Below are 18,202 nucleotides of genomic sequence, written 5' to 3' on the forward strand. Positions count from 1 at the left end.
TTCCTTGCTCCCTCAGCAAAAAATAATCCCCGTTGCCTCCCCTTCTCTAGACCGAGATAATTGAATACTATGCAAAACTCCAGGTAATTTGCCCGCCAATAGCGGTTGTTTGAGTATGAGTATGTCCTTTTAGCGCAGTCAAAGGAGTAATCAGATTTACTGACATAGGATTAAAGAACGAATGTCCAATGCCCACATCATAGCCTAAATTCGCATCTTGTTGATAATGAGTGCCTATGGCCAAAATGGTTGCGCTACCCACAGGATCGGCAATACCCCGATCGCGATCATTGGAGGGAGTACTCATAAATTGAATACCGCCGCGGAATAATATTTTTTCAGTCGCCTTATATGTAGCGCCAACTGCATAATCAAAACAATTATGATAATTAAAAGGAATTGTAACTGGAAGCGTTACACCCATTGGAGTTTGCGTATTTTCCATTCTTATTTGATTAAATGTTCTCCAATTGGTATAAAAAACCGTAGCCATTCCAGTCCAGCGTGTTGTGAAATCATGTTGCAAACTTAATTCAGCTCGAGCTGGTAAAGCCGCCTTTGTTTCTTGTTGATCGGTTCTGAAGATTGCTACTGAAGGCCCTATTGCAGGTGCATTAACTGTACTATGCCCAGTCGTGGTAAGCGAGATTCGAGAATAGTAACTAAAACCAATCCGTGTTTCTGGTGAGAAATCAAATAAAGCACCACCGTGCCAACCATATCCCCAGCCACTTAAATGATTCTCAAGTCTTGAATCAAAAGGAAAAGAAACAGGCGGGCCATACATATTATTTAGAGTGAATGCCAAATGCAGCGCATCAAATCCCGCTCCAACAGAAAACCGATCGGTTATTTTAACCCCTAAGCTTGGACCTACATCAATTCCCACAACTTGGGCGCGTGTTGTAGCATAACGCGCTATAGAAGACCGCGTAGAACCATAATTCGTACCTAACCCAAAAGGAGTTGTTACATTAAAGCCAAAAGCGACGCGCTGGGTAAGAGGTGCCGAATAATAAAATGAGGGTAGAAAAGCCCTAATTTGGCTCCGTGCTACTCCTGATTCGACAACAGGGAATGGAAATGGAAAGGTTGGGGTCGTTGCAGTTCCCGTGAATCGAGCAGTACCTATGATACCTAATGCATTACCGACTATTTGTTGATGGGCCAGTTTAACCAGACCCGCCGGATTTGTATAAGCCGTACTTGCATCACTGGCTGCAGTAGCCCAATCGGCATAAGCCACCCCCAAGCCGGAAGTATTTACAAAAGGCAGGTTAAAATCGGAAGTTGCTAAAACTGGAGAAACAAAGAAGAGCGAAGAAAGCGCTAGGTATAAATGAGACCGACGCACGTTTTACTCCTTTATATTTTACTATCCTTTAATAAATTGATAATCATTTCAATTTCTTCTGTCATCGGTCTGCAGTGTTCTATTTTTGCAGAGTACTGACGAACCGTGTGATAAATAGATTGAGCTTTTTTACTTGCTTTTTCAACACCCCGTAATTCAAGTGCCTGAGTTGCCGCGAGCAACAAAATCGCTGTGAGCCGTTCCAAATTAGCGACTGACTCTTGAAAATCAAGAGCAGCATGTGTTCCTAAACTATTCACATCCTGATTATCACCCTCTGTTGGTAGCGTAAATGACTGATGTGCCTGAGCTAATTTACGATTTTGTACTGCCAGTGCTGCTGACAGCAGTTGCATCGAGCGAAACCCATTATGCGTTCCTGGATTAGGTACCAAGTTCACCGGTAAATTATGATTTTTACGAGGATGAACTAAGTTTGCAAGTAGTGCATGCATCCAGGTAGAAGCCTGGGCAATATTCATTTTCAAAATATCACATGCATCCGTGATGTAATAGCCCATAAAATTTGCGCTATGATGAATGGTATTCGCAGCAACATCAATGACAGGATTATCATTAACGGAATTCATTTCATTCTCTATCCAGAGAATCGCGCGTTCCAGGTTCTCTTGAAATGGACCAAATCCTTGAGGAACAGAACGAATTGAATAATAATCTTGCACTGGTTTATAGGTATAATCTGTTGTCCGTAATTCATCTAAATCAGTCAATAATTGACTTCCTTCCCAGAAATCAACAAAAAATTGATTGATGGTGGTTTCGCCCTTTTGCTTTTTCAGTTGATGCACCATGGGATGATAAGCGCTGCTTATTACAAGCAGCGACTCTAAGGTCATCGCAATTGCTGTGAGCATTTGTTTGAATAAACGGTGCAAATCATAAACTGCCAGGCTGGCTATTGCCGTCATAAATGATGTGCCATTGATAAGAGCGAGTCCATCACGCATCACAGGTTTATAAGCTTTAATACCAGCTAATTGAATCGCTTCAGGTGCCCTCATCACTTTATTCTGATAAGTTACCGCGACCGGCTCGCCAATAAGCGCTGCTGCAATCATGGAAAGAGGAATAAGATCACCACTTGCACCAATAGAACCATAGCAACGAACAATGGGAGTGATGCCGGCATTAAGAAAATCTAAAAGTGAATTAATCAGTTCGGGATGAACACCTGAATAACCTTGCGCCAAACAATGGGCGCGCAGCATCATAGTCACTCGGACGATATGAGGCGCAACAATTGTGCCCAAGCCGCAAGAGAGAGAGCGAATGATGTTTTCTTGTCGCTCATTAATCGACTCATAATAATCCAGTGTCTCAGTATCTTTTAAAGCAGCATCGATATAGCGAACCTGATCACCAAAATTTGTATTGACACCATAAATGGGTACTCTCGAATCAACGTGAACTTTCAAAAACTGATATGAAGCTTCGATTACTTCCAGAGCCTGTGGTGGTAAAGCAACCGGAGATGAATAATGTGCCAATACTTGCGAAGAAGCAATGGTTAAATGGCAACCATGGCCAATCCTTATAATGGGCATGTCTGCTCCACCCATACTTACAGTATTAGATATTTTGGAAGGATCAAGTGACTTTAAATGTTCCAAGCGTAAACTCCATTTATCATAGTAATAAAATTCATCATGAATTGAACATAGTGTGTTCTTTTCCAGAATACTTTGCAATAAAAAATTGATACTTTTTTAGAGTGATGAATTAAGAAACCCGGGTTACGGCTGTACCTGCACCCAGGTTACAACCGGATACTAGAATGGCAATTCCAATGTCTCATCCAATAAATGCATTTGTTTTTTAAATAACTGCTGAATTTGCTCCAGGTTATGTTCATCTTCTGCTTCAAAACGAGCAACAAGACAAGGAGTTGTATTTGATGCACGCAACAGCCCCCAGCCCTTATCAAATTCCACACGTAAACCATCAATCGCAATAACACGTGCCTGAGGTGGAAACTCTGCCTTTTCATTAAAACGCTTCATAAACTGGAATTTCTCATCATCCGCTATGGCAATTTTTAGCTCAGGTGTATTAACACTATTAGGAATGACGTCAAACTGTTCACTTACCGTCATCTCCGAAGCACTAATGATTTCAAGTAAACGGCAAGCACTATATAGCGCATCATCGAAGCCATACCAACGATCTTTGAAAAACAAGTGGCCGCTCATTTCACCAGCCAGTGCAGCTCCTTCTTTTTTCATTATGTGCTTCACAATAGAATGGCCAGTAGGACACATTTTAGGTACACCGCCCGCCTCTTTGATCACTGACTCTAAATGACTGGAGCATTTTACATCAAAAACTATAGTTGCTCCGGGAAGACGTGTTAATAATTCACGAGCATAAAGCATCATCAAACGATCCGGCCAAATCATTTCACCTTTATTCGTGACTAAACCGACTCGATCGGCATCCCCATCAAAAGCTAAACCCAAATCAGCCTTATGTGATGCTACAGCAGCTTTCAAATCGACTAAATTAGCTTCGATGGTTGGGTCAGGATGATGATTGGGAAAGTTACCATCTACATCGCAATAAAGCTCAATCACGTCACAACCTAATTCACGAAGCACTTGAGGTACAATTGGCCCCGCAATACCATTCCCACAATCAACTACGACTTTTAGTGGGCGCTTGAATGTTATATCACTTATAATCCGTTGCTTGTATATAGGTAATACATCGAATGCAACGTCTTTACCTTGACCTGCAACGCGTTTCCCTTCCATCACCATCCGATACAAGATATCAATATCTTCATGCATTAAAGTCTTGCCCAACAACACCATTTTGATGCCATTGTAATTTGCCGGGTTGTGACTTCCTGTGACCATTAAACCACAATCGATACCTTGAGTATGGACTGCAAAATACATCACTGGGGTAGGCACTTCACCTAAGTCAAGGACATCAATTCCGCTATCGAGTAATCCTTGTTTTAAAGCTGACGCCATGGCAAAACTGGTGAGACGACCATCCCGTGCCAAAAAAACTTGCTGACGTTGCAAATCACGCAAATAACAGGCCAGAGCCAGTCCAATGCTATAAAAAGCATGTTCATCCAATTCCTGCCCAATTATGCCTCTAATATCATAAGCACGGAACACCGAACGAGAAACTTGCTTTTGCTGATAGTTCATTTAATGCCTCCCCGAACTGCCAAATCCACCTTCGCCTCTCAAGGTTTCAGTAAATTCATCAACGAGTTCAAAAGCCGCTTGCACAACTGGAATAAAAACTAATTGCGCGATACGCTCCCCAGGATTTACTGTGAAATGCTCAATTCCTCTATTCCAGCAAGAAATCTTGAGCTCACCTTGATAATCAGAATCAATTAATCCAACCAAATTGCCTAAAACAATACCATTTTTATGCCCCAAACCGGAACGGGGTAAAATTACTGCTGCTAATTTGGGATCAGCAATATAAATTGATAGACCTGTCGGTAACAGCACTGTTTCTTGGGGTGCAATTTGAATTGGCTCATTAATACAAACACGCAAATCTAGCCCGGCTGAACCAGCAGTAGCATAAGTAGGTAGTGGAATCGTGTCACCTATTCGAGCATCAAGAATTTTTAATTGAATCGCTTGCGTCATAATTTTTCCTGTTAACATTAATGCGCATCATTTTGCAGAGTTGCAGCAATGATTGCAATAATTTGTCCTGCCAACCGTGTTTTATGGGTTAAGGGTAGCTCGATTTGCTTGTTTTTTGCAATTAAAGTTACTTGATTGACCTCGCTGTCAAATCCAAGTCCTTTTCCTACTGCATTAGCCACAATCATATCCAGTTTTTTATGCTGTAATTTTTCAGTAGCATAATGTAAAACATCCGTAGTTTCAGCAGCAAATCCAACCACATATGAAGCCTTGGCTGAGTCCACAACATGGCTTAAAATATCGGGATTTTTTATCAATTTAAGCGTCATCTCATCATGATTTTTTTTCTTTATTTTCTCAGACTCAGGTGACTCAACCCGATAATCTGCAACAGCAGCTGTTCCTATAAATATACCACCTGCGGGCATTTCCTTCTTCACAGCATTCAGCATTTCTTGTGCAGACTCAACCCGAATCCGCTTAATCGCCGCCGAGGCCTGTAAAGAGCTAGGTCCACTAATCAAAGTAACCTGAGCACCAGCCATGGCAGCAGCTTCTGCGAGGGCATAACCCATTTTTCCAGAACTGTAATTGCTGATATATCGCACCGGATCTATAGGTTCACGGGTGGGTCCTGCAGTCACCAGCACTTTTTTACCTCTTAATAACTGATGTACATCATATAAGCGTAAAGCACTAATGATTTGTTCCACTTCACTTACTCGTCCAAAACCTTGCTCACCACAGGCCTGAGAACCTTCTTCAGGACCAACAAAAATAACACCTCGCTCCTGTAACAGCTTACAATTGGCTTGCGTCGCAGGATGAGCCCACATGCTGCGATTCATCGCAGGACAAACAATCACGGGAATTTCTGCGACGAGATATAAAGTGGAGAGCAAATCATCTGCAATACCTTGGGCTATTTTGGCAAGACAATTAGCAGATGCAGGTGCAATCACCAAATAATCAGCCCAGCGCGCCAATTCAATATGTCCCATAGCGCGCTCTGCCTGGGCATCAAATAAATTCGTACGTACATCATTTCCTGATAAAGCTTGCATCAATAAAGGACTAACAAATTCCTGAGCCGATTGCGTCATCACCACTTTGACCTCCGCACCGGCTCGAGTTAATTCTCTAATCAGATAAGCTGATTTATATGCGGCAACCCCACCACAAACTCCAAGAAGTACTTTTTTCCCAATAAAATCTTGCATGGTTCAATGTTTTTGATAAGAATAGCTTCGATCAAAGCATAAACTTCGCAATAAAGGAATAGAAAAATGACGGTTGTCCAATCAACACGGCAGTTAGACCTGCGTGAAAAACTACTTACCCATGGCGCACAAAGCCTTTCAGATCCAGAGTTACTGGCAATTTTTATCAGTTCCGGCAGTAATAAAAAATCCTGTGTCCAATTAGCATTTGATCTCCTCAAACACTTGGGCGATTTACGCGCCATTCTTAATGCCGATAAACAAAGTTTCAAGCAAATACATGGTTTGGGGGATGTGCGTTATGCCCAATTACAAGCAGTCAAAGAAATGTGCCGCCGCAGTGATTACATTCAATTGCAAAAAGAAACTCAAATCACCAACAGCAAACAAACCTATGCCTATTTAAAAAAGCGTATGCGCGATTATAAGAACGAAACCTTTGCCGCCCTATTTCTTGATAATCAACATCGCATCATTGCTTATGAAGAACTTTTTTCTGGAACAATCAATACGGCCACAATTCATCCCAGACCCATCATAGAGCGTGTCCTACAACATAATGCCGCAGCAGTCATTCTTGCCCACAACCACCCATCAGGCCTATCTGATGCTAGTCATCAAGATATTGTCGTCACCGAACGCATCAGAGAGGCCCTTGAATTAGTTGATGCCCGCTTACTTGATCATCTAATCATTGGTGACAATGAAGTCTATTCCATCCTGGCCGAAAGCAAATCGATATGCTGCAACTAATCAACGCTCTCTATACGAAGGGATAAGCCCTCACCCGACGCAACGCGTCGGATGAGGAATTTGTAGATCCTGCTTACTATGAGATGGACTTCAAGTAACTTAACAATTGTATGTTGATTGAGCTTCTATCTCCATTTGTCGCTCTGAAAATTCACGCAATTGATCTTTAGAAATTGTAATTTCAAATTGTTCTACACCTGAATAATTTGTCTCAAGAACAAAACTAAATTTTTTATTTTCTTTTATTGGCTTATCCTTTTCACATGGAGTTATCTTTTCAACAAAGTGATACCCGTCCAAAACTTTGTCAAAATGATGTGTATGACCAAAACCCACTTCCTCCCCGAGTGCGTGTATGTTTAATTTAGCCAAATATTTGACTGCCCTCTCAAGATCATGTTCTGTAAGTTCCGACTGAGATATTTCAGAAAGTTTTTCTTTAAACGAACTGCTTTTACCTTGCGTACTCGTCTCAATCGAGGAGGGAAAATGTTGTTGTTGCAAGGATTGGAGTTTAGTGAATAATTCTGTATTTCGTGATGGACTGTGAGTAATATTTCTTTTTATAAAACTACCACTGCGCTCACTTTTTACTAAATCAGAATCTTTCTCTTTAATTACAATATTGCGAATATTGTGAATGTGTGCAATTGGTTTACCTACATGGGCCTTCATTGTATCGAGTATTTTGCCTAGAGTCAGCGGTTCGCTCGGTTGGAACTTAGCATAATGACGGGCTATTTCTGTAGCGATAAAAAAAGCTTTATCTTTATCGTTTTTTAGACCTCCTTGATTGGCCGCCAGTGCCTCAATAAATGCTTTATTATATTTATCGATTTCTTCTTGTTTCGGTTTATCAAATTCTATATTAAGCCGGTGATCGAGTGCATTGTAGAGATTTTCCTGGTCCTGAAATTTATTGAGAACTGTATCCACGGTGGGTCGGTTAGCTCGTATTAACCATCCAGCATAGGCCCAATCATCCACTGAATCTTGATTAAGCCACGTGTTTCCATGGACACGCGACATGACACTGTTAGTGTAATATTTTTTTGCAATTTGATTTACTATATTAATTTGACAGTGCCACTCTTCAGGCACAGGATAAGAGCCAAGCGAAAATGCTTCTGTAAGGGATTGATCGCCAGCCACTCCGCAAACATCAGATAAACGCATCAAATCAAGAGTTGTATCATGAGAAAAACGGTTCCTGTGAAATACTCTAAACTCTCTACCTGGGTTTGATTCATTCAAAACAATCTCTTTATGCGGTTTTTCTGAGTCTCCAGTATAAAAAACAAGCTTACCATATCCTAGTTCTTTTAATTTAGCTTGAAAATCTTTTGCTTCAAGCATGGGTAATACGTCCTTCTCCTTTGTATCTGAAGCACTTACAAAATAATTTGCATGTTTTCCTTCCTCATTACTTGCCGCAAATACCGTAGCCGCTCTTTTGTAAGAAAAAGCGTGATTATAGTAAGAAAAAGCAAAACTATTTTTTTTAAGAAATGAAGAGGTATCATCACTCTCATTACCGAACACTTGCTTTTTTAAAAGAGGCTCAAGTCCATTCAGTATTTTGCCACGAGCTTGCAATTTTGCATCGGGTTTAAGACGCGAAAACTCTTTTAAATCCGATTCAATTAAAATTCCCGGATAATTCTCTCCCACGCCTACATTTCCACTTAAACTAATTATAGGTGGCTCATACCCTGAATTTTCATAAAGTCCATATTCGCCTATAAAAATTTTGGGGCAGGTACTTTTTTTATGATAATGATTTAATGAGTTATTAAAAATAGCTGTTTCTACTGCAAGTTGAGCACTGTCACATAGCTGACTGCGCTTATGAAGACTCGTCTTATTCGTGTTAACCACTTTGATTTTTGAATGCGTCACTTGTTCTAAAAAATCAGGCTCAATCTCGGTTATTTTTTTTATTGATTTAGTTTCTGCAAAAACATAAATGGGAGCATCTGGATATTTTTTCGTCAGAAATTTAGCTATTTTCATTCCAAGAGTAACATCACCATAACCATTCTGATCAATCATATGTAAGACGATGGGACCTTTAAAATCGGGTTTATCTTTAAAATCAGGTTTAAAAACATCTTCAGCCTGTATCATAATTCATGACCCACAAAAAAATCACTATATGATCAATATTAGACCATCTATAAATCTATTGTAGAATTTGAATTTTTAAGATTGAAGGGAAAATATGAAAAACTAAGCTCTGGTAAAATCAAAAGAAATAATTTTCGCAATTTCAGGTTGTTTTAAAGCCAACGCCAATAAGCGGTCAATACCTAAGGCCACTCCGCTGCATGCTGGCAAACCATGCTCTAAAGCCTGCAAAAGATATTGATCCGCCTCCACCGAAGGAAAACCTTTCTCGCTTCTAAGTTTTTGGTCGAGAACAAAACGATTAGCTTGAGCAGCAGCATCGGTTAACTCATGGAAACCATTTGCTAATTCAACTCCTTGGAAATACACCTCAAAACGCTCTGCTACTCCATGATTAATTTTTGCTAAAGCCGCTTGCGATATTGGAAAATTATATACAGCTACTGGAGCAGCTTCTTTACCCAAAAAAGGTTCTACAACGTGACTCATCAGGAGAAATAGATACTGATCTCTATCTTCTTCTTGAGGAGATAAGACATTATCCAAATTATAGCGCGCCAAGATGTGTCTAAATTGTTTAATTGGCGCAGATAATGGATCGACATCACATGCCTCAAGAAAAGCCTGTTGATAGGTTTTTTTGATCATAGGCTTAGATTGCATCACCATTTGCAAGAAATCATCCATCTCGTCCATCAAGGCATGATGATCAATGCCCAATCGATACCACTCTAACAAAGTAAACTCTGGATTATGCCAACGACCTAGTTCATCATCGCGAAATACTCGTGCTATTTGAAAAATAGAGCCGCTTCCTGCAGCAAGCAATCGCTTCATGTGGTATTCAGGAGAGGTTTGTAAACAATAAGATTCGCCACGAAAAGTAGCTTTGATGTTACTTAGATAAACATCCGTTGTGCCATAACGCGCCATAATTGGAGTTTCTACCTCCAAATAACCACGTTCAGTAAAAAAAGAGCGTATTTTTGCTAATAATTTCGCACGTTGACGCAAGAGTTCGATTGATGCAGAAGGCTGCCACATTAATAAAAAATCCCCAATTCAAGTCGCGCTGCTTCAGTCATTCTGTCTTGAGACCAAGGCGGCTCCCAGACTAACTCTACAGAACAATCGCGAACACCTTCAACTTTATTGACCGCTTGTTCTACTGTTCCTGGAAAAGTTTGAGCAACAGGACAACCTGGGGTAGTTAAAGTCATATGTATTACAACGTGGGCATCGTCATCGATCAAGATATCGTAGATTAAGCCCAAATCATAAATATTTACTGGAATTTCAGGATCATAAATCTCTCTAAGCGCATTAATAATGGCTTCTTTCAGTAATTCCGAATCCTGTTTTTTCTTAAAACCAAACATAAAGTACCTACTTATATTTTGGATAATATATTATTTCTTCGGGACGGGTTCCATTTCGCTAGCTTGAGTAAAAATGACCTGATTTTAGAGCACCGAAGCACAGCACATATATATTATGTGAGCATCGGAGCACAGAAAATCAGGACAGTTTGGCCAAGATAAAAGAAATGGCAACCGTCCCTATTCTGTTTTCACCACATTACTGTCTTTATTCAATGCCGCTTCCAAAGTATGCCAAGCCAAAGTAGCACATTTTACCCGTGCCGGATAAGCTTTCACTCCCGCAAGTACGGTCAACTTATCCATATGACGTAGCTGACCATCCTCATTTTGCGTCAGCATATGATGGAAGCGATGAAACAGTTCATGAGCTTCCTCTATTGTTTTCCCCTTTATCGAGTCAGTCATTAAGGAGGCGGACGCTTGGGATATTGCACAACCACATCCTAAAAAACTCAATTCAGTGATCAGATCCCCTTCTATTTTTGCATAAACAGTTAATTTATCGCCGCATAAAGGGTTAAAACCATTCGCGTGCACCGTCGCATCCTTCATTTCATAATGATGACGTGGATTACGGTTATGATCGATAATGATTTCCTGATAAAGTTCTCGCAGTTCAGCACTCATGCAAATACCTCTTTAACTCGATGCAATGCCTGTATGCATGCATCAATTTCCTCTTTGGTGTTATAAAACGACAAGGAAATTCTTGAAGAAGCGGCAACATTATAAAAGTCCATCAACGGCATCGTGCAGTGATGGCCGCTACGTATGGCAATTCCTTCACTATCCAAAATAGTGCCGATATCGTGAGCGTGGATTGTTCCATGTACCAATGTGACAACGGGAACTTTTTGTTTGGCCGTGCCAATAATACTAAATCCACTTACAGACTGGAGTCCGGCAGTTGCATATTCTAATAATTCCTGTTCATAAGCGATGATTGCTTCCATATCCAAAGATTCTAGATAATCTATAGCTGCTCCTAAGCCAATTGCTCCTGCAATATTAGGCGTTCCCGCTTCAAATTTATAAGGTAGTGGCGCGTATTCTGTTGCCTCGAAGGTAACGTAATTAATCATCTCGCCCCCTCCCTGATAAGGAGACATCGCATTCAAGAGTTCTTCTTTACCCCAGAGAACACCTATACCTGTAGGTCCATATAATTTATGCCCGGAAAAAGCATAAAAATCACATCCTAAATCTTGCACATCTATAGGCAAATGTGGAATTGCTTGGGCGCCATCCAATAACACTTCCGCACCATAATCATGCGCCATCTTAATCATTTCTTTAACCGGATTTATGGTACCTAATGCATTGGAAACATGAGTAATAGCCACAAACTTGGTGTTTTTACTTAATTTCTTGGCAAACTCATCTAACAAAATCTCACCATCCAGTGAAATAGGTGCAACTTGCAATTTGGCTCCGGTTTTTTTGCATACCATCTGCCAGGGAACAATGTTGGAATGATGTTCCATATGGGTAATTAATATTTCTTCGCCAGGTAAAATACGCGGTGCAACCAAGCTTTGGGCAACCAAATTAATTCCCTCAGTTGTTCCGCGGACAAAAATACACTCACGTGGCGAATAAGCATTGATAAAGCGCTTTACTTTGGAACGGGCTGCTTCAAAATGCTCGGTTGCCCTGACACTTAAAGTATGTACACCCCGATGAATATTCGAGTTATCCTGTTCGTAAAAATGAGAAATAGCCTCAATCACTGCTTTAGGTTTTTGTGCCGTTGCCGCATTATCAAAATAAATTAAATCAAAATCATTTACTTTTTGATGGAGTGTAGGGAAGTCTCTACGAATTGCATTAATATCCAAAGCGTCCATTAGCTTACCCCAGCTGTTGTGTTAATAAATGCCCCATATAATCCGCCAGTTGACGATGGGGAATAAGCCGCAGATTATCACTGGCAAAAGCATGAATTAGGTAGTGCGATGCTTCCAGTCGGTCAATTCCACGAGTTGCCAAATAAAATAATGCTTCCTCATCCAATTGTCCAACTGTTGCACCATGAGAACACAATACATCATCAGCAAAAATTTCCAATTGTGGTTTGGTATCAACTTCTGCATTTGCTGAGAGTAATAAGTTTTTATTTTGTTGTTTGGCATCTGTATGCTGTGCATCTTTGGCAACAACTACCTTACCATTAAATACCGCACGCGAACGGCCAGTGAGGATTCCCTTATAATCTTGTTCGCTAGAGCAATTGGCTACCAGGTGGTGCACTGTTGTGTGATGATCTACATGTTGTCCTTCAGCAGGAGCATAAATTCCATTCATCAAAGAATGAGATTTTTCTTCTTGCAGATATAAGCTAATATCGGATCGCACCAATTGTCCGCCAAGGCTTAGGGAATGATTGGCAAACTCACTACCCGCCAATTGTCTTACTGACAGATGACCTAAATGGAAAGCCGATTTACTCTCTCTTTGAATCGTACAATGCGTTAATTTGGCGTCCGCGCCCACTACAATTTCAGTGACTGTATTAGTTAGATAACAACAATCAGCCAAACCTTGGTAGTCTTCAATTATTGTAGCCTGAGTCTTTGCCTCTGCAATAATCAAATGTCGTAAATAAACCGCCTGATTGGTTTGGGTCTGTATATGTGTTAAAGCAATCGGTTCTTCAATCACAACACCTGCTGGAATGTAAATCAATAGACCGCAATGAATCATGGCTGTATTTAAATAATGAAAACCATGCTCTTGCTTTAAAATAGTTCCCAGATAAGGCTGCAGTAACTTTGGATGTTTTGTTAATGCCACAGATAAAGGAAGAACGAGCACTCCTTTGGGCAGAGTACTGGTAAGTTGTTCTATGCCCAAAATAAGCCCATTCCGGATCGATACATGTTGATTTACGGGTAAATCAGAATTTACTTTTTCATCATGTGCTGTAATTGCCGGCGCTTGGAAGCTATCTCCAGAACGCATAAACGGCAGGTTTAATAAAGCATCAACACTAGTATATTTCCAGTCTTCATCATGTCGTGTTGGAAAGCCATGTCGATTCAAATCCCTTAATGCTTTAGTTTGCAATTGGGCAAGCCAAGGCAAAGTAGATAAACTGGCTTTTGCTCGTTGTTGGTAAAAATCCAAAATCTCGCTCATATCATTACACCGTTTCCTCTAGCCAGCTGTAGCCTTTTTTCTCTAATTCAAGTGCTAATGATTTATCACCAGACATAATGATACGACCATTTACCAGCACATGGATAAAATCTGGCTCAATATAATCAAGCAAGCGCTGATAATGCGTTACTAAAATAATCGAACGCTCAGGTGATCGCATGGCATTAACACCATGAGAAATAATACGCAGCGCATCAATATCCAAACCTGAATCTGTTTCGTCGAGAATAGACAACTTGGGTTCTAGAGCCGCCATTTGTAAAATTTCATTCCGTTTTTTTTCACCGCCAGAAAATCCTTCATTGATGCTGCGATACAAAAAGCTTTCATCCATTTCTAGTAACTGACATTTTTCGCGAATGAAGGATAAAAACTCAATCGCATCAAGTGTATTTTTTCCCTGACCTTTACGTACTGCATTAACAGAGGCTTTGAGGAAGTTAACGTTGGTTACCCCTGGTATTTCCACTGGGTATTGAAAAGACAAAAAAATGCCAGCGCGTGCTCTTTCTTCGGGAGATAAAGGAGTCAAATCCTGTCCCAGATAGTTTATTTCTCCACTAGTCACATGGTAGGAAGGATGGCCAGCTAATACTTTAGACAGGGTACTTTTACCTGAACCATTAGGTCCCATAATAGCATGAACTTCACCCGCATTTACCTGAAGATCAATGCCTTTTAAAATGGATTGACCATTCACTTCAACATTTAAGTCTTTAATTTTTAACATATTAACCCACTGCCCCTTCTAAACTTAAACCTAGCAATTTAGTCGCTTCCACCGCAAATTCCATAGGCAATTCTTTTAATACCTGCTTGCAAAAACCATTTACAATCATCGAAACAGCGTCCTCTGTATCAATTCCTCGTTGTTGGCAATAAAACAGTTGCTCCTCACTAATCTTTGAAGTAGTTGCTTCATGTTCTACCTGTGCTGTAGGGCTTTTGACTTCGATATAAGGAAAAGTATGTGCAGAGCATTGAGACCCCATAAGCATGGAGTCACACTGAGTATAATTCCGTGCATTAGTCGCTGTTGGTGCAATACGAACTAAACCACGATACGCATTATGTGCACGCCCCGCACTGATTCCTTTGGAAATAATGGTTGAACGCGTGTTTTTGCCAATATGAATCATTTTAGTGCCCGTATCGGCTTGTTGATAATTGTTGGTTAAAGCAACTGAATAAAATTCACCAACGGAGTCATCACCTTGTAAAATCACGCTGGGGTATTTCCAGGTAATTGCCGAGCCGGTTTCAATTTGCGTCCAGGAAATTTTAGAGCGCTTGCCGCGACAGGCGCCACGTTTGGTCACAAAGTTATAAATACCGCCTTTTCCATCTTTATCCCCTGGATACCAGTTCTGGACTGTGGAATATTTAATTTGTGCTCCATCCAAAGCCACTAATTCCACCACCGCTGCGTGTAATTGATTTTCATCACGCATAGGCGCTGTACAGCCTTCAAGATAAGAAACGTAACTGTCTGCATCTGCAATGATTAGAGTACGCTCAAATTGTCCAGTAGAGGCCGCGTTAATCCGGAAATAAGTAGATAATTCCATCGGACAACGCACCCCTTTGGGGACATAAACAAAAGAACCATCACTAAAAACAGCCGAATTCAAAGCAGCATAAAAATTATCGCGATAAGGCACGACAGAACCCAAATATTGCATGAGCAATTCAGGGTATTTGTGTACTGCTTCAGAGATAGGACAAAAAATAACTCCCTTTTCAGCTAATTTCTCTTTAAACGTGGTTGCCACCGAAACGCTATCAAAGACAGCATCCACAGCAACACCAGCTAACATCTCTTGTTCCCTTAAAGGAATACCTAATTTCTCATAGGTCCTCAATAATTCAGGATCAACCTCATCCAAACTTTTAGGAGCATTTTTTTTCAGTTTAGGCGCTGAATAATAAGAAATAGCCTGGTAATCCACGGGTGGGTAATGCACACTGGACCATTTAGGAGGTGACATGGTTAACCAATGCCTGTAGGCCTTTAAACGCCATTCAAGCAAAAATTCTGGCTCGCCTTTAATAGCTGATAAACGTCGAATTACGTCTTCGTCCAAGCCTGGATCAAAAGTATCTACTTCAATGTCGGTGGTAAACCCATGTTGGTATTCTCTATCGAGCAGAGAATTAATTTGCTCACTGCTTTTAGCCACGATTAACTCCACTTGCCAATTGTCGAACTCGTTCCACATCGTGTGCTTGCAAAGTTGGTTTCGCTAAAGAAGCTAAACTCACACTATCCAGAGCTGTTTCAATTGCTTGACTAATTAATCGCCAATTACCCTGAATCGTACAAACACCTTGTAACGAACAATCATTAGGTTGCAAACTGCATTCTGTGAAACCACGATGTTCTTCAAATGCAAAAATTATTTGCGACACAGAAATCTCAGTTGCAGGTCGTCGCAATCGATATCCTCCAGTCACTCCGCGTACTGAGGCTAACAAACCTGCACTGGTCAAACGTTTCAAAATTTTACTTACCGTAGGTACAGTCAGATGAGTATGTAATGCGATATCACGAGCATTACACAATTCTTGCGCGTGCCTTGCGAGATAAACCATCACCACTGTTCCATAATCGGCCAACTTGCTGATGCGAAGCATAACACCTCAAAATCGAATAATCTAGTACTGAATAAGTCTTAATTAGAGACGAAAATTCGGTTTAATTAACTTTTTTACCTATATACTATAAATATAGTACCAAAATAGTTCTATATTTGGCAAACAGGAATAGTACCTTATTGTTAAGTAACGACGCAATATGTCATGTCAATATATTCAAAATTAATCTTAGCTGATGGGCAAGATGAGTGTCCTGATAATCCCAGAAATTTTCCTAAAAAGAGCGCATCGTACAATGTATCGCCTATCATCTACTTCCGGCAGTCCTATTTTTTAATTGACAAAGAATTAGGACTCAGAAATTACCCTATTACTTAAATATAACTGAAAAAAAATATAAAATGACTAATAAATTTTGAACGATTGACAATACTTTATTCGCTCAACTTAAAACCTTACAAATAACTATTTATCTATATTCTTTACAAAAAATGGAGGAGACCTTTTAAAGGGGTATCATTTGTACCTGATTTGAAAAAAAGACAATTGGTTTATCAATCACCCTCAACCAAGCCTAACAATGGGATGCACACTATCTCCTGACCTAGGTATTAGATACAATTAAAGAGAATCGAAGTACTATTCCATATCCTGCAATTTTATTGCTTACAACGGAATAATTCTAATCAAACTGTTATACACGCTTAAAAAGCAGAGCCAAATACGTAAATACAAGGAAAGAAGGTACAAAAAATGAGTAACGAGTTATTGATTGCATATAAAAATTCTCAACGCGAAACCTGGGGGTTATTTGCACCATTGGATATGATGACTACAGTTACAGCAACAGCATTAGTAACGTTTTCACAACTGCAGCCAGGAAACTCTGTTCTGGATGTTGGTTGTGGTACTGGTGTAGTTGCTATCACTGCTGCACGGAGGGGTGCAATTGTTTCAGGCCTTGATTTAAGTCCGCAATTACTGGAATACGCAGATAAAAATAAAATTTTGGCTAAAGTTAATGTTGATTTTAAACAAGGTGATGTAGAAGCATTACCCTATCCAGATGAATCCTTTGATGTTGTTTTGAGTCAGTTTGGGCACATGTTTGCCCCGAATGCACAATTAGCAATTGACGAAATGTTGAGGGTACTCAAACCAGGCGGGATTATTGCTTTTTCAACTTGGCCACCGGAACATTTTGTCGGGAGATTATTTGCACTAGTAAGTAAATATAATCCACCACCTCTAGCAATAGATTCACCTTCGCAATGGGGAGCTCCTGATGTGGTGAAAAATCGTTTGGGCAATAAAGTCAGTGAAGTAACTTTTGATTATGATTCGATGTATTTTCCGGCTCTAAGTCTAGCTCACTACAGGCGTACCGTGGAGAAAACGCTTGGCCCCGTTGTAACGTTTGTCGAGCAATCCCAAAATGATTCTGAAGCTCTTAAAAATTTTCGTGCTGAAGTTGATAAGTTGGCTGAACAATATTTTGAGGACAATCAAATTCATCAATGCTTTTTGATGACACGCGCGCTAAAGGTATGAAGAATTATGTAATTAATGACCATGCCGTCCTAGTTAAGGGCATTTTTCCAAAATGTCGTAACTCCCCACGTCATCCCGACCCCGAGCGCAGCGAGGGTGAGGGTGAGGGATCTCCTGTCAGGTGGAGCAATTTTTAAAGAATCGATTGATACAAATCATTCCACTCTGGGTTCAATGCATTAATCAAATCATGCTTCTTTTTTCGTGACCAACCCTTGATTTGTTTTTCTCGTTCAATGGCTACAATGATACTCCCACAAGCTTCATAGTATACCAATCATCCACGTTGTATTTTTTGGTGAATCCAGCAACTAGCTTATTTTTGTGCTCATAGACACGACGAATCAAATCATTGGTAACGCCAGTATATAAAACATTATTGTGTTTGTTAGCCAGAAGGTAAATGTATGATTCCTT

The 18,202-nt window shown here is 40.3% G+C and carries 16 protein-coding genes and 1 pseudogene; 2 read left to right on the forward strand and 15 right to left on the reverse strand.

The features are described 5' to 3' along the window. Positions 1 to 67 precede the first annotated feature (67 nt). The 5 genes from BW930_RS12610 to coaBC form a co-directional block, all read right to left on the reverse strand. Entirely contained in the window at positions 68 to 1,354 is a 1,287-nt protein-coding gene (locus BW930_RS12610) for an OmpP1/FadL family transporter (protein WP_058467005.1), read from the reverse strand. Between the two features lie 11 nt (positions 1,355 to 1,365). After that, positions 1,366 to 2,985, reverse strand: a complete 1,620-nt coding sequence (locus BW930_RS12615; protein WP_238587824.1) for an HAL/PAL/TAL family ammonia-lyase — start codon at positions 2,983 to 2,985, stop codon at positions 1,366 to 1,368. A 159-nt stretch (positions 2,986 to 3,144) separates the two neighbouring features. Continuing rightward, positions 3,145 to 4,536, reverse strand: coding sequence for a phosphomannomutase/phosphoglucomutase (locus BW930_RS12620; RefSeq protein WP_058467006.1), 1,392 nt, complete (start codon positions 4,534 to 4,536; stop codon positions 3,145 to 3,147). After that, entirely contained in the window at positions 4,537 to 4,995 is a 459-nt protein-coding gene (dut, locus tag BW930_RS12625; protein WP_058467026.1) for a dUTP diphosphatase, read from the reverse strand. It abuts the gene before it with no gap. A 17-nt stretch (positions 4,996 to 5,012) separates the two neighbouring features. Continuing rightward, entirely contained in the window at positions 5,013 to 6,218 is a 1,206-nt protein-coding gene (gene coaBC / locus BW930_RS12630) for a bifunctional phosphopantothenoylcysteine decarboxylase/phosphopantothenate--cysteine ligase CoaBC (RefSeq protein WP_058467007.1), read from the reverse strand. A 66-nt stretch (positions 6,219 to 6,284) separates the two neighbouring features. On the opposite strand from coaBC, the gene radC reads away from it, so the two are divergent. Next, complete coding sequence (gene radC, locus BW930_RS12635; protein ID WP_058467008.1) at positions 6,285 to 6,971, forward strand: RadC family protein; 687 nt, start codon at positions 6,285 to 6,287, stop codon at positions 6,969 to 6,971. A 99-nt stretch (positions 6,972 to 7,070) separates the two neighbouring features. Here radC and BW930_RS12640 read toward each other — a convergent pair whose 3' ends face one another. The 9 genes from BW930_RS12640 to BW930_RS12680 form a co-directional block, all read right to left on the reverse strand. Continuing rightward, entirely contained in the window at positions 7,071 to 9,098 is a 2,028-nt protein-coding gene (locus BW930_RS12640) for a hypothetical protein (protein WP_058467009.1), read from the reverse strand. 102 nt (positions 9,099 to 9,200) lie between these two features. Continuing rightward, positions 9,201 to 10,142, reverse strand: coding sequence for an elongation factor P--(R)-beta-lysine ligase (epmA, locus tag BW930_RS12645; RefSeq protein ID WP_058467010.1), 942 nt, complete (start codon positions 10,140 to 10,142; stop codon positions 9,201 to 9,203). Next, positions 10,142 to 10,477 (reverse strand): SUF system Fe-S cluster assembly protein, encoded by a 336-nt coding sequence (locus tag BW930_RS12650; RefSeq protein ID WP_058467011.1) that lies wholly within the window; start codon positions 10,475 to 10,477, stop codon positions 10,142 to 10,144. Before BW930_RS12650 ends, epmA begins: the two co-directional genes overlap by 1 nt. 180 nt (positions 10,478 to 10,657) lie before the next feature. After that, entirely contained in the window at positions 10,658 to 11,107 is a 450-nt protein-coding gene (gene sufU / locus BW930_RS12655) for a Fe-S cluster assembly sulfur transfer protein SufU (protein WP_058467012.1), read from the reverse strand. Next, positions 11,104 to 12,327 (reverse strand): cysteine desulfurase, encoded by a 1,224-nt coding sequence (locus tag BW930_RS12660; RefSeq protein WP_058467013.1) that lies wholly within the window; start codon positions 12,325 to 12,327, stop codon positions 11,104 to 11,106. The genes sufU and BW930_RS12660 overlap by 4 nt, the downstream gene beginning before the upstream one ends. A 4-nt stretch (positions 12,328 to 12,331) precedes the next feature. After that, positions 12,332 to 13,618: a Fe-S cluster assembly protein SufD gene (sufD, locus tag BW930_RS12665; protein ID WP_058467014.1), complete on the reverse strand. Its 1,287-nt coding sequence runs from the start codon at positions 13,616 to 13,618 to the stop codon at positions 12,332 to 12,334. A 4-nt stretch (positions 13,619 to 13,622) separates the two neighbouring features. Then, on the reverse strand, positions 13,623 to 14,369 hold the full coding sequence (sufC, locus tag BW930_RS12670) for a Fe-S cluster assembly ATPase SufC (protein WP_058467015.1): 747 nt from the start codon (positions 14,367 to 14,369) through the stop codon (positions 13,623 to 13,625). 1 nt (position 14,370) lies between these two features. Further along, entirely contained in the window at positions 14,371 to 15,819 is a 1,449-nt protein-coding gene (gene sufB, locus BW930_RS12675) for a Fe-S cluster assembly protein SufB (RefSeq protein ID WP_058467016.1), read from the reverse strand. Continuing rightward, a complete protein-coding gene (locus tag BW930_RS12680; protein WP_058467017.1) occupies positions 15,812 to 16,273 on the reverse strand; it encodes an SUF system Fe-S cluster assembly regulator in 462 nt (153 codons plus the stop codon). Before BW930_RS12680 ends, sufB begins: the two co-directional genes overlap by 8 nt. A 714-nt stretch (positions 16,274 to 16,987) precedes the next feature. On the opposite strand from BW930_RS12680, the gene BW930_RS12685 reads away from it, so the two are divergent. Continuing rightward, positions 16,988 to 17,785, forward strand: coding sequence for a class I SAM-dependent methyltransferase (locus BW930_RS12685; protein ID WP_058467018.1), 798 nt, complete (start codon positions 16,988 to 16,990; stop codon positions 17,783 to 17,785). A gap of 133 nt (positions 17,786 to 17,918) precedes the next feature. On the opposite strand, the pseudogene BW930_RS12690 reads toward BW930_RS12685, so the two are convergent. Then, positions 17,919 to 18,202 (reverse strand): annotated as a pseudogene (locus tag BW930_RS12690) (GIY-YIG nuclease family protein); the annotation flags it as partial.

The sequence above is a fragment of the Fluoribacter gormanii genome (assembly GCF_900156395.1).
GTDB classification, from domain to species: Bacteria; Pseudomonadota; Gammaproteobacteria; order Legionellales; family Legionellaceae; genus Legionella; species Legionella gormanii.